The organism is Streptomyces sp. F001 (genome assembly GCF_004187715.1).
In the GTDB taxonomy this organism is placed as follows: domain Bacteria; phylum Actinomycetota; class Actinomycetes; order Streptomycetales; family Streptomycetaceae; genus Streptomyces; species Streptomyces flavusporus.
This window is the reverse complement of record NZ_QZWF01000004.1, coordinates 356225-368264: the sequence shown is the minus strand read 5'-3', so window position 1 is coordinate 368264 and position 12040 is coordinate 356225. Positions and strand designations below refer to the sequence as shown.

Genomic DNA, 12040 nt, shown 5'->3' with positions numbered 1-12040 from the left:
CGCCCCGCCGCGGGTTGTCCCCGCCACCGCGGGGGTTGTCCGGTCGAGCGCCGGTGGACGGAGTACGGCCTGTGAGCAGCGCCTCCGCCGCGATTCCCCAGCCGGGGCGCACCAAGGCGTTCCTGCGCCTGGTGATGATCGAGCACTCCGTCTTTGCGCTCCCCTTCGCCTACATCGCCGCTCTCACCGCCATGTTCCAGTGGGATCGGAACATCCACTGGGGCCGCCTCTTCCTGGTCACCCTGGCGATGGTGGGCCTGCGCACCTTCGCGATGGCCGTCAACCGGATCATCGACCGCGAAATCGACGCCCGGAACCCGCGCACGGCCCACCGCGAACTCGTCACCGGCGCGATGTCGGTGAAGCACGCCTGGACCGGCGCCCTGATCGCCCTGGTGATCTTCCTGGGCGCGGCGGCCTTGCTGAACCCGCTCTGCCTGGCCCTGGCCCCCGTCGCGGTGATCCCGATGGTGGTCTACCCGTACGGCAAACGGTTCACGAACTTCCCCCAGGCCATCCTCGGTCTCGCCCAGGCCATGGGCCCGGTCGGCGGCTGGCTGGCCGTCACCGGCGAGTGGTCCTGGGAGGCGGTGATCCTGGGCCTGGCCGTCGGCATCTGGATCGGCGGCTTCGACCTGATCTACGCCTGCCAGGACGTCGAGACCGACCGTGAGATCGGCGTCATGTCGGTCCCGGCACGCTTCGGGATCCCGGCGGCGATCTGGGGGGCGCGGGTCTGCCACGCCGTGACGACGGCGCTGTTCGTCTGGTACGCCGTGGTGACCGACGCGGGCACGTTCTTCTGGCTGGGTCTGCTGATCGTCGCCGGCGCGTTCCTGTACGAGCACACGATCGTCCGCCCGCACGACCTGTCCCGCCTGAACCGCGCGTTCTTCAGCGTCAACGGGTTCATCGGGATTGCCCTGTTCGGGTGCGCGCTGCTGGATCTCCTGGTCCGGGGCCTGACCGTGTGAACAGCGGTCGGCCTGCCATCGAGGGCAGGGCCCCGGGGGCACCCCACCGGTCCTGAAGACCTTTCCGTACACCGGTACGCTCAAGGTGTGAACGCAGGAGAAACGCAGCGCGTGCCTTGGATCGTGGGGGTGTCCGGGGCGTCCGGTACGCCCTATGCCGCCGCCGTGCTGCGGGCGCTGCTGGATGCGGGGGAGAGCGTCGACCTGGTCGTCAGCAGGGCATCCCGGCTCACGCTGCTCGACGAGACCGGTCTGTCGTTCCGGGACGCGCACTGGCAGGACGACCTGCGGGAATGGCTGGCCCGGGGGGCCGACGGGAAACCGGACGCGTTCGCCGTGGACATCTCGGGCGTACGGCACTGGAGTGCCGGGGACCTGGCGGCGGGGCCGTCCTCGGGGTCGTACCCCGCGAAGGGGATGCTCATTGTGCCGGCCTCGACCGCGTGTGTCGCCGGGGTGGCCCTCGGGCTCTCGAAGGACCTGCTGCAACGAGCGGCGAGCGTGACCCTCAAGGAGGGTCGCCCGCTGGTCGTGACCGTGCGGGAGGCCCCGCTGAACGGGCAGACGCTCCGGCATCTCGTCAGCCTCGACGACGCGGGCGCCACCGTCGTGCCGGCCTCACCCGCCTTCTACGCGGGCGCCACCCACATCCAGGACCTCGTCGACTTCGTCGCCGGACGTGTCCTCGACGCGGCGGGCGTCCCGCACACGCTCTACCGCCGCTGGAAGGGCGAACTGGGCGGCGGATCCCGCACCACCTAACGCCTGATCAACTCCAGGAACTCGTCAGACACTTCAGCGGAAGGCTTCGATCGCATGGACGCCGTGGACAGGCAGCTCATCCAGGCCCTGAGGGAGAACGGCCGGGCCTCCTACGCGGAGCTGGGGCGCCTCGTCGGCCTGTCGGGCCCCAGCGTCACCGACCGCATCAACCGGCTGGAGGCGGCCGGTGTCATCACCGGCTACCGCGCCACCGTGAACGCCGCCTCGCTCGGTCTCGGCGTCACCGCCCTGATCGGCATCTCGCTCTCCGACGCCGCCGACCACGAGGACGTGGCACGCCGGCTGAAGGACCTGCCGGAGATCGAGGACTGCTGGTTCATCGCCGGCGACGACTCGTTCATGCTCAAGGTGCGTGCGACGGACGTCGACGGGCTGGAGAGGATCATCCGGCGGCTGAGCGGGACCAAGGGCGTGTCCCGGACCCGTACCACCATCGTGCTCTCCACCAAGTGGGAGAACCGGGTGGGTGAGCTGCCGGAGGAGGTCTAGGCGTAACGTTGGGCGAGCTGTCGTAGAAAGGGCGAACGCATGGACGTCGGGCTCAAGCGCGAGCTGGAGGAGAAGGTGAGGGCGGGCGTCCGCCTGACCCGCGAGGACGGCATCGCGCTGTACGAGTCGGACGACCTCGCCTGGCTCGGCGGACTCGCCCACGAGGTGCGGACGCGGAAGAACGGCGACGTCGTGCACTTCAACGTCAACCGGCACCTCAACATGACGAACGTGTGCACCGCGTCCTGCGCCTACTGCTCCTTCCAGCGCAAGCCGGGCGAGAAGGACGCGTACACGATGCGCATCGAGGAGGCCGTCAAGCTCGCCAAGGCGATGGAGGGCGAGAACCTCACCGAGCTGCACATCGTCAACGGGCTGCACCCCAACCTGCCGTGGCGCTACTACCCGCGCTCCCTGCGCGAGCTGAAGGCCGCCCTGCCGGACGTCTCCCTGAAGGCCTTCACGGCCACGGAGATCCACCACTTCGAGACCATCTCGGGGCTCAGCGCCTCCGAGATCCTGGACGAGCTGATCGACGCCGGCCTGGAGTCCCTCACCGGCGGCGGTGCCGAGATCTTCGACTGGGAGGTCAGGCAGCACATCGTGGATCACCGGACCCACTGGGAGGACTGGTCCCGTATCCACCGGCTGGCGCACGAGAAGGGGCTCAAGACCCCCTGCACCATGCTGTACGGCCACATCGAGGAGCCCCGTCACCGCGTCGACCACGTGCTGCGGCTGCGTGAGCTGCAGGACGAGACCGGCGGCTTCCAGGTCTTCATCCCGCTGCGCTACCAGCACGACTTCGTCGACATGAAGGACGGGAAGGTACGCAACCGGCTGCAGGCCAGGACCGCGATGGCGACCCCCGCCGAGGCCCTGAAGACCTTCGCCGTCTCCCGGCTGCTGTTCGACAACGTCCCGCACGTCAAGGTCTTCTGGGTCATGCACGGCATCCAGACCGCCCAGCTCGCCCTCCAGCACGGCGCCGACGACATGGACGGCTCGGTCGTCGAGTACAAGATCACCCACGATGCCGACAACTACGGCACCCCGAACAAGCTGACCCGCGACGACCTGCTGGACCTGATCCGCGACGCGGGCTTCCGGCCGGTCGAGCGGAACACGCGGTACGAGATCATCCGCGAGTACGAGAGCGCCGACCCGGCGCGCCGGGAGTCGCCGCAGCCGATGCGGGTGTGACTTTTCAGCCGACGGGAAGTGGGCCGACCTACAGGGGCGCGGGGCTGTATCACTATGCGGCTCCTCCCTCACTCTCGGCTTCTCCCCCACGCTCGGCTTCGCTCGCGCGGGGGGACCCCCATGAGCGGGGGGACCCCCACCGTGGGCGCGACCAGCCCCCGCGGACCCGCAGCCGGGAACGGACCAGCGGACCCCTCCGTTCCCCGCCCCGAACAAGGGGTACCCGGCCACCATGGTGAGCACAAAGGCCCCCGAGGACGCCTACACCGCACAACCGTTCGTCCCGGAAGGGGCACGCGGCCTTCCTGCCCTACGTCGCGCCGCCGCCGAATGCCGGGGCTGCCCCCTGCACCGCAACGCCACGCAGACAGTCTTCGGCGCGGGGAACGCGCACGCCCGCGTCATGCTCGTCGGCGAGCAGCCCGGCGACCAGGAGGACCGGCAGGGCAAGCCGTTCGTCGGCCCCGCCGGCCGCCTACTGGACCGCGCGCTGCATGAGGCCGGCATAGACCCGGCGGAGGCGTACGTCACCAATGCCGTGAAGCACTTCAAGTTCACCCAGGCCGAGCCCCGCAAGCGCCGTATCCACAAGGCGCCGACCCTCCGGGAGATGACGGCGTGCGGCCCCTGGCTGGCCGCCGAGCTGGCCGTCGTGGAGCCCGAGCTGATCGTGATCCTGGGCGCGACCGCGGGGAAGGCGCTGCTGGGCTCGTCGTTCCGGGTCGGGGAGGTACGAGGGGCGCTGCTGGAGCGCGAGATCCACGGCCGGCCGGAGAGGCTGGTGGCGACGGTGCATCCGTCGTCGGTGCTGCGGGCCCAGGACGAGGATCGGAAGGCCGCGTACGAGGGGCTGGTTGCCGATCTGAAAGTGGCGGCGCGAGCACTCTCGTAATAGCTACGATGGCGCGGTGTCCCTTACTTTCACACTCGACCCCGCCGTCGACCCCGCCCTCCACGACGGCATCCTCGACCTGTGGACCGACGTGTCCAACGCGGGCGGAGCCGTCGGCTTCGTCCCGCCGGTGACGCGGGAGGCGATCCGGCCGGAGCTGGTGAAGCAGCTCGTCGCCCTCGGCGAGGGCCGGGCCCGGCTGCTCGCCGGCCACGACGAGGACGGACGGGTGGCCGCGACCGCGTTCCTCACCTTCAACACGCACCGCCTCATGACGCACTGGCTGTGGCTGTACACGGTGATGGTGCACCCGCGCCACCAGGGCAAGGGCTATGGCCGCGACCTGCTGGCCGCCGCCGCGGACGCGGCCCGTACGTTCGACGGGATCGAGGCGATACGGCTCACCTGCCGGGGCGGGCTGGGTCTGGAGCGGTTCTACGGCTCCTGCGGCTACAAGGAGGTCGGCCGCGTGCCCGGCGCCATCCGGGTGGGGCCGGGGGACCACCGGGACGACATCACCATGCTGCTGCCTCTGGGCTGACCGCGCGTACCCCCCTCCAAGATCGGCGCAGTGGCGTGCTTCACTGGGGGGTGCCCTTTGGTGACGTTCGGGAACGGAAGAGTGGATTGAGATGCTCCGCTACACACTGATGCGCCTCGGAATCTTCGCAGGCTGCTTCGTGGTCGTCTGGGGCCTCGTCTACACCGGCCTCGCCCCGCGCGGACTGGGCGCCTCCAACGGCGTCTGGGTCCTGCTGCTCGCCCTCGTCCTCTCCGCGCCGATCAGCTTCGTGGTACTGCGCAAGGAGCGGGACCGGGCCTCCGTCCAGATCGTGCAGAAGGTGGACCGGGCGAAGGCCAACCTGGAGGCCAACCGCAGCCAGGAGGACGTCGCCGACGACTCGGCCCGGGCGCAGGGGCAGGCGTCGTAAGGTCCGTCACACACCTGCAGGTGCCCCGGTTTCCGGACCCCCGGAAACCGGGGCACTTTGCGTTGTTCGGATCATAGTTGCCTCTCGCCTCTCAAAGCCAGGCTTTGAGGTTCCCAAAGCTCAGGTGTTACGGTCTCCAGGTGAAGTCTGCAGCTGTGTCCGCCACGCCCCGAAGCGTCCCGCTCGTGGTGCGTCTGCACGTGGACCTCTGCCGGTGCGCGTCCGCGACCTGTCGCCTCTGACGTCCTGCGACCCTCGCGCCTTAACGCCAGTCACCTCACGTCAGCCCCTGCGCATCCCCAACGGAGCATGTCCGTGTCCGCGAACACGAAGTCCTTCAAGCTGCCCTTCTGGGCCCAGATAATCGCCGGTCTCGTCCTCGGCGTCCTGCTCGGCTGGATAGCCAGGAGCCAGGACCTGTCCTGGCTCGTCACCACCCTCGAGAAGGTCGGCGACACCTTCATCGGGCTGCTGAAGCTCGCCGTCGCCCCGCTCGTCTTCTTCGCGATCCTCGTGTCGATCACCAACCTGCGGAAGGTGAACAACGCGGCCCGGCTGGCCTCGCGCACCCTCCTCTGGTTCATGATCACGTCACTGATCGCGGTGGCCGTCGGCATCGTCATCGGCCTGGTCACCAACCCGGGTGCCGGCACCGGCCTCACCCCGCAGGACGGCGCGAAGCCCGAGACCACCGGCTCCTGGATCGACTTCCTGACCGGCATCGTGCCGACCGATGTGATCACCCCGTTCACCGAGCTGAACGTGCTGCAGATCGTCTTCATGGCCGCCGTCGCCGGTATCGCCGCCCTCCAGCTCGGCGAGAAGGCCCAGCCGATCCTCACCCTGAGCGAGTCCGTCCTCGAACTCCTCCAGAAGGCCCTGTGGTGGGTCATCCGCCTCGCCCCGATCGGCACCGTCGGCCTCATCGGCAACGCCATCGCCACCTACGGCTGGGACCTGATCGGCCAGTACGCCACCTTCACCGCCGACATCTACGTCGGCTGCGCGATCGTGCTGTTCGTGGTCTACCCGGTGCTGCTGGCGACCGTCGCCAAGGTCAGTCCGCTGCAGTTCTTCAAGGGCGCCTGGCCGGCCATCCAGCTGGCCTTCGTCTCCCGGTCGTCGGTGGGCACGATGCCGCTGACCCAGAAGGTCACCGAACGCCTCGGCGTCCCCAAGGAGTACGCGTCCTTCGCCGTGCCGTTCGGGGCGACGACCAAGATGGACGGCTGCGCCGCCATCTACCCGGCGATCGCCGCGATCTTCGTCGCGCAGATCTTCGACATCCAGCTGGGCATCGGCGACTACCTGCTGATCGCGTTCGTCTCGGTGGTCGGCTCCGCCGCCACGGCGGGCCTGACCGGCGCCACGGTGATGCTGACCCTCACCCTGTCCACCCTGGGCCTGCCCATGGAAGGTGTCGGTCTGCTCCTGGCCATCGACCCGATCCTGGACATGATGAGGACCGCCACCAACGTCGCCGGACAAGTTGTATGCCCGTTGATTGTGGCGTCGCGGGAGAAGATCCTTGACCGCGACAAGTACAACGGCGTCTCGACGGCCCCTGTTGACGCGGACGAACCTCGGGCGATGGCTGCCGCCGCCTGATCGCGGACACCGCGGCAGTGTCGCCGCGCCATTGATCCGGGCCTCGTTCCTCGACGGAACGGGGCCCGGATCTTTGATGGGCTGGATCAGAACGGGAGCTCTGGCCTGGCGGCGCCTCGCTTGATGGTCATGACCTGTTCGTGGAAGTCGCGCGAGGCGGTTTCGCGCGGGTACCTGGCGCGTAGTTCCTTGTCCAGCTCGTCAGCGACTAAAAGCAAGGACGGGAGGGACTTGCGGTCGGCTTCCAGAGCCGTGGTACCCATGCCGATGGCCTCTTCGATCTCGCCCATGCCGACGGCGGCGACTCCGGGCCTCTGCTGCGCGCATGGGTGAGATCTCAATCAAGCCCTGCTCATACAGTAATACGTCGCTGGTCAGAGAGCTGGATGAGGCACCCCGTACACCCCGGCGTCGACACCCGCCCCCACGTCATATGTGAGGGACGCCACACCCGAAACCCGCACAACCCCCCGCCTTTCCCGAAGGTCTGGGTGGGCGGTGGGAAGACACCGTCTTCCCACCGCCCACCCAGACCGAAGGAAGGCATGAACCGAGCCACTCGTGCGTCCGCCCTCGCCGCGACCACCGTCCTCGCGACGACCGGAGCCCTGCTCACGTGCACGTCCGCCGCCGGTGCCGCCACGGCGACCGTGACCTGTAAGTCGCCCGTCTTCAAACGGCAGTTCTACGCGAACACGACCTTCTCCGGTACGCCGAAGAAGACCGACTGCGATTCGAAGATCGATCAGAACTGGGGCACCGGCGCCCCCGCCGCCGGGCTGCCCAGCAACTACTTCGGCGTGCGCTGGACGGTCACCAGGGACTTCGGTTCCGGCGGCCCGTTCTCGATCCCCGTGGCGACCCGCGACGGACTGCGCGTCTACCTCGACGGCACGCGCAAGGTCGACATCTGGAAGAACGTCTCGACGACCCAGACGAAGACCGTCAACATCACCATCCCCGCCGGGAAGCACACGCTCCGCTTCGACTTCGTCAACTGGACGGGCTACGCGAACGTCAAGGCGGACTACCTGCCGCGCACGTCCGCGACCGTCGACACGGTCAAGCCCCTCGTCCCGACGGGCACCACCCTCACGTACGACTCCTCGCACCAGGCGAAGTTCGGCTGGACGGCCAACAAGGAGATGGACCTCGCGGGCTACCGGGTCTACCGCCGGCTCGCGGGCACCTCGTACGGCAGCAAGCCGCTGGCGACGACGACCTCGACCTCGTACACGGACACCACGCTGCCGAAGAACGGCGCGGTCTACTACTACGAGGTGCGCGCGTACGACAAGGCGGGCAATGTGTCCGCGGGCACGGCGGACAAGTCCGTGACGACCGTCGACGTGACGGCTCCCGCGGCGCCGCAGGGTGTCGAGGACGCCTGGAAGCCCGACTACTCCGAGAAGGCAAGCCTCTCCTGGTACGGGAACACCGAGGCGGACCTCGCCGGGTACCACGTGTACCGCTCCACCAGCCTGCCCGTCGCGCTCACCGCGGCGAACCGGCGGAACGGCGACACGCCGCGCACCAGCTCCTGGTACGAGGAGCCGCTGCCGCTGACCGGTGACACGTACTACTACGTCGTCACCGCGGTCGACACGCACGGCAACGAGTCGGCGGCCTCCGCCATCGCGGAGCTCTACACGCGGGACGAGACGGGTCCCGTGGACACCGCGTACGGCGCGACGGCGGTCGAGGACGAGCGCGGGGTCACGCTGACCTGGGAGAAGTCAGCGGCCACCAGCGAGGACTTCGTCGGGTACACGGTCATCCGCTACGACAAGCCGCGCGGGGAGAGCGGGCGCACGCCCGTGCAGGTGGCCAAGGGCATCCAGGGCACGTCCTTCACGGAGTCGGCCCCGCCGCCGGGCGCCACGTACTACTACACGGTGGTGGCCGTGGACGACGCGGGCAACGGGGGCACCCCCTCCGTCGAGATGCCGGTCGCCGTCGCCGGAAACAGCACGCCTCCGCCTCCGGTGACGGGCCTGACCGCCACCGCCAAGGAGAACGGCGTCTCGCTGAGCTGGGACGCCAGTGACGATCCCGGCTTCGACCACTACCGCGTTCTGCGGGGCACCCTCGTCGACGGTGAGTGGGTGTACAAGCCTTTCATTGATGGCTGGACCCTCAAGCCGCAGGAGGTCACGGAGACCCGCTACCTCGACCGTACGGTCGCTGACGGCGAGCACGTCCGCTACAGCGTCGTGGCCGTCGACCAGTACGGGAACCAGATCGCCCCCGACACCGGCGCCCCGGTCGCGGACGTCACCGAACTCGACCTGCGCCCCGACGCCGACGCTGGCCCCGCCGTGGGCGACAACCCGCTCGGCCACCTCAACGCCGACCAGACCGGCTACATCCACTGGTGGCTCGGCAGCGACACCGGCGCCAACGGCAGCAAGGTGACCAGCTTCACCGTCTACCGCTGGAACCGGTCGACCCACGTCTTCGACAAGGTTGACGTCCAGACGCGCGGTGACAGCACCAGCTGGTCGTACGTGGACACCACCATGCCCAAGGGCACGACCACGTACTACCGCGTGACCGCCACCCTCGCCGACGGCACGGAGACGGCCGCCCGCGAGACGGCGATCGCCTCGGTGGACTAGCTCCTGCTAGGGGAAGCAGTGGAGGCGCCCGGCCGGAGTTCCCGGCCGGGCGCCTCCCTGTTTTGTGCCGCTGTATGCGTCAGAGCGAGCCGCGGGCCGCTGCCTCGACGAAGTCCGAGAACGCCTTCGGCGTCACCTTGAAGGCGGCCGCGCCACCACCCGCAGGCTGAAGTAACGCCTACTGCCGGACGCTCTAAGTACCCCGTTCGAGACGAACTGGGGGCATCCTGCCCCACGGGCATTGCGCCTGTTGGGGAGTAGGCGAAACACTCGATCGAGTCTCGGGCCGCGGCTCTGGGGGAGGGCTGGCATGGACGAACTCTGGAGTGCGATCGGCGCCCTCAGCGGTGCCGGAGCTTTGGTCGTCACCCTTGCAGCCTGGTGGACCCAGCACCGGCGAACGCTCACGGTCGACCGAGAGGCAACCGCGCGTGACGCCAGGGCAGCCCAAGGACGGGCAGCCTTGGTGATCGCGTCGGCTCCGTGGTCAAGCAGCACGACGATCGATGTACAGATCACCAACGGAGGCTCTACTGCCATCACGGACGTCGAAGTCATAGATGTCCGGCGCCATCCTGCTCACCCCGGTGAGGGCTGGCGACTCGCCTCCACCCCCATACCAACCAGCCGGACCGCGTGCATCCTTCACCCACGGGAGTCGCTGGCAGTGAAGGTTGAGTTGATCGATGCTTCCGGTGAGGCTGTCAGCCAGGCCACGGGCATGGGCCTGGTGGTCGTCTTCAGATTCATGGACGCGGACGGGCAGTGGTGGCGCCGGGAAATGGGCAGGCCACCAGAGCGATACGAGATCCAGCCTGCTGCGTAGCCTGGTCACCTGACGACACAGGCTCGACGGGAATGGGGTCAAGCTGAGCGACCCGTTCGAGACGAACTGGGGGGCGTCCTGTCCGACCGGGATCGCGCCCGCTCCGGAGCCAACGGAGAAGTAGCACTCGACTCAGCATCAATGAACGTCCGACGTCGCTCCACCCCTCGCCCAGGGTGGTGGGGCGGCGCGCTTCGTCAGGACGTGCTCGGCGTACGATTCACGCTGCGGTAGCGGCGGCTCAGGCGGTCCCACAGCTCATCCTGCACGATCCACGGTGACGTCCACACACTGGAACAAACGCTCAACTCCCGTGCCAGACATGGCAGCCAGGACCGATCTTCCCTCTCTGTGTTAGCCGTTGTTAGCCCACCGCTCACCAAGCCGCGTTCATTGCCCTCGTCCAGCGCAGCAGCATCCGGACCTCAGGTGGATCTACTCCACTTCGATGCCGAAGTCCTGAACGAGTTCCTCCAGGCCGCCCCTGTAGCCCTTGCCGCCCAGGACAAAGTCCCAGTCCCCGTTTGGCCTTCGGCGGAAGGAGCCGAGAACCAAAGCGGTTTCGCGCGGCCGGCCGTCGGAGACGTCGAGTTGCCCCAGCTCTACTAGCCCCGGGTCGAGCAGGCGGATGCGGGCGTCCGTAAAACCGGAGAGGTCCGCGTCCGGGTTGACCTCTGGGTCGATGGCTGCCACAAGTACGAATCGGTCAGCCTCATCCGGCAACCCCTCGAAGGAGACACAGATCGCGGCCTTGTCAGGTGCGGTGGCATGTAGAGCACGCACGGAGCCGTCCGGTGTCTGCGGGTTGTTGAAAAAGACGAAGTGATCGTCACTGAGGACGCGGTTGCCACGGCAGACGAGAGCACACACATCCAAGGCGACGCTTCCGGTCCACGACATGCCCAGAACGTTGTAGTCGTCGGGCAATGTGGTGTCCGGACGCGACGGGGCCGGCTGCGCTGCGGCCTGACGACCACCCTCACCCAGCCGCCCACGCAGCCCATGACGATGCAGCAGGTCGACGAGTTCAGCACCCGAGATCAGTTCCAGCGGCTTGCCGTTGGCGAAAGTATGCGAGCCAGGACCGAACCCTGACGTGGTCACAAGGACACCCTTGTTGGCTCCGGCGTCCTGCACGGTCCCGTACAGGTCACGCACGGCGGTAGGTGGCACGGTGCTGCGGTAGCGCTTCACCTGGACGACGATCTCGCCGCCTCGGATCGGCGTCGGGTCCAGCGCCTTCACGTCCACACCACCATCGTTGGACTGTTGGGTCGTTACCGCCTGCATACCCATGGCCTCGAAGAGCTCGGCTACGAGGTTCTCGAAGGCGATCGGGTCCATTTCGTACAGGTCGGGCTCATCATCGCTGCCGTGAGCGACAACGCGGTTCCCGACATCCTGCGGCCGCCGACTCGGCCGTACTGACGTGAGCTGGTCCGGCCGAGCCGAGAGCTGTCCTCGCAGTGCGTCAGCCAGGCAACTACCCGCGTCCACCTGAGCCAGGTGTAGGTCACGGAACGAGGAGCGCGCGGCCATGACAGTGGCCAGGAAGATGTGGCCCGGTCGGCCCGTCGTGGGATCATGTCCGTCGACGAACCCGTTCAGCGCCACTGACTCAAGCGCGCCCAGCTCGTCAGCGGCGAAGAGTTCATGCAGAACAAGCAGCATGCACTGCGCGAGGACCTCCCTGTACAGTGAAGTTTCCCCAAGGC

Annotated in this window: 12 protein-coding genes and 2 pseudogenes; 11 read left to right on the top strand and 3 right to left on the bottom strand. The window is 68.1% G+C overall.

Features of this window, described 5'->3' with window-relative positions:
• Positions 1–71 precede the first annotated feature (71 nt).
• The 9 genes from mqnP (at position 72) to StrepF001_RS18875 (ending at position 6881) form a co-directional block, all read left to right on the top strand.
• Positions 72–974 carry a menaquinone biosynthesis prenyltransferase MqnP gene (gene mqnP, locus StrepF001_RS18910; RefSeq protein ID WP_129799415.1) on the top strand — a complete coding sequence of 301 codons (903 nt, stop codon included), beginning with the start codon at positions 72–74 and terminating at the stop codon, positions 972–974.
• A gap of 87 nt (positions 975–1061) precedes the next feature.
• Positions 1062–1736: a UbiX family flavin prenyltransferase gene (locus StrepF001_RS18905; RefSeq protein WP_240797576.1), complete on the top strand. Its 675-nt coding sequence runs from the start codon at positions 1062–1064 to the stop codon at positions 1734–1736.
• Positions 1737–1790: 54 nt separating this feature from the next.
• The gene (locus tag StrepF001_RS18900; RefSeq protein ID WP_129799414.1) at positions 1791–2246 is read left to right on the top strand and encodes an Lrp/AsnC family transcriptional regulator; all 456 of its coding nucleotides are present in this window, start codon (positions 1791–1793) and stop codon (positions 2244–2246) included.
• A 39-nt stretch (positions 2247–2285) separates the two neighbouring features.
• On the top strand, positions 2286–3449 hold the full coding sequence (mqnE, locus tag StrepF001_RS18895) for an aminofutalosine synthase MqnE (RefSeq protein WP_129799413.1): 1164 nt from the start codon (positions 2286–2288) through the stop codon (positions 3447–3449).
• 232 nt (positions 3450–3681) lie between these two features.
• A complete protein-coding gene (locus tag StrepF001_RS18890) occupies positions 3682–4341 on the top strand; it encodes a UdgX family uracil-DNA binding protein (protein WP_129799412.1) in 660 nt (219 codons plus the stop codon).
• 16 nt (positions 4342–4357) lie between these two features.
• Positions 4358–4882, top strand: coding sequence for a GNAT family N-acetyltransferase (locus StrepF001_RS18885; protein ID WP_129799411.1), 525 nt, complete (start codon positions 4358–4360; stop codon positions 4880–4882).
• Positions 4883–4973: 91 nt separating this feature from the next.
• Positions 4974–5273: a DUF4229 domain-containing protein gene (locus tag StrepF001_RS18880; RefSeq protein WP_129799410.1), complete on the top strand. Its 300-nt coding sequence runs from the start codon at positions 4974–4976 to the stop codon at positions 5271–5273.
• A 140-nt stretch (positions 5274–5413) separates the two neighbouring features.
• Positions 5414–5515: a putative leader peptide gene (locus StrepF001_RS50100; RefSeq protein ID WP_346656957.1), complete on the top strand. Its 102-nt coding sequence runs from the start codon at positions 5414–5416 to the stop codon at positions 5513–5515.
• A 67-nt stretch (positions 5516–5582) separates the two neighbouring features.
• The gene (locus StrepF001_RS18875) at positions 5583–6881 is read left to right on the top strand and encodes a dicarboxylate/amino acid:cation symporter (protein ID WP_129799409.1); all 1299 of its coding nucleotides are present in this window, start codon (positions 5583–5585) and stop codon (positions 6879–6881) included.
• Positions 6882–6967: 86 nt separating this feature from the next.
• Here StrepF001_RS18875 and StrepF001_RS18870 read toward each other — a convergent pair whose 3' ends face one another.
• The gene (locus StrepF001_RS18870) at positions 6968–7171 is read right to left on the bottom strand and encodes a hypothetical protein (protein ID WP_240797575.1); all 204 of its coding nucleotides are present in this window, start codon (positions 7169–7171) and stop codon (positions 6968–6970) included.
• A gap of 255 nt (positions 7172–7426) precedes the next feature.
• Here StrepF001_RS18870 and StrepF001_RS18865 point away from each other — a divergent pair, with 255 nt between their 5' ends.
• Both StrepF001_RS18865 and StrepF001_RS18860 read left to right on the top strand, forming a co-directional pair.
• Positions 7427–9499 (top strand): PA14 domain-containing protein, encoded by a 2073-nt coding sequence (locus StrepF001_RS18865; RefSeq protein ID WP_129799408.1) that lies wholly within the window; start codon positions 7427–7429, stop codon positions 9497–9499.
• A gap of 310 nt (positions 9500–9809) precedes the next feature.
• On the top strand, positions 9810–10325 hold the full coding sequence (locus StrepF001_RS18860; protein ID WP_129799407.1) for a hypothetical protein: 516 nt from the start codon (positions 9810–9812) through the stop codon (positions 10323–10325).
• 242 nt (positions 10326–10567) lie between these two features.
• On the opposite strand, the pseudogene StrepF001_RS46445 reads toward StrepF001_RS18860, so the two are convergent.
• Both StrepF001_RS46445 and StrepF001_RS18845 read right to left on the bottom strand, forming a co-directional pair.
• A pseudogene (locus StrepF001_RS46445) lies at positions 10568–10654 on the bottom strand (IS5/IS1182 family transposase); the annotation flags it as partial.
• Positions 10655–10760: 106 nt separating this feature from the next.
• Positions 10761–12026 (bottom strand): annotated as a pseudogene (locus tag StrepF001_RS18845) (restriction endonuclease); the annotation flags it as partial.
• Positions 12027–12040 lie beyond the last annotated feature (14 nt).

Bases quoted from the DNA above. Each gene is read 5' to 3' on its own strand.
- StrepF001_RS18870 (WP_240797575.1), bottom strand. From the start codon at position 7,171: ATGGGCGAGATCGAAGAGGCCATCGGCATGGGTACCACGGCTCTGGAA.
- StrepF001_RS18890 (WP_129799412.1), top strand. From the start codon at position 3,682: ATGGTGAGCACAAAGGCCCCCGAGGACGCCTACACCGCACAACCGTTC.
- mqnE (WP_129799413.1), top strand. From the start codon at position 2,286: ATGGACGTCGGGCTCAAGCGCGAGCTGGAGGAGAAGGTGAGGGCGGGC.
- StrepF001_RS18875 (WP_129799409.1), top strand. From the start codon at position 5,583: ATGTCCGTGTCCGCGAACACGAAGTCCTTCAAGCTGCCCTTCTGGGCC.
- StrepF001_RS18880 (WP_129799410.1), top strand. From the start codon at position 4,974: ATGCTCCGCTACACACTGATGCGCCTCGGAATCTTCGCAGGCTGCTTC.
- StrepF001_RS18900 (WP_129799414.1), top strand. From the start codon at position 1,791: ATGGACGCCGTGGACAGGCAGCTCATCCAGGCCCTGAGGGAGAACGGC.
- StrepF001_RS18865 (WP_129799408.1), top strand. From the start codon at position 7,427: ATGAACCGAGCCACTCGTGCGTCCGCCCTCGCCGCGACCACCGTCCTC.
- StrepF001_RS18860 (WP_129799407.1), top strand. From the start codon at position 9,810: ATGGACGAACTCTGGAGTGCGATCGGCGCCCTCAGCGGTGCCGGAGCT.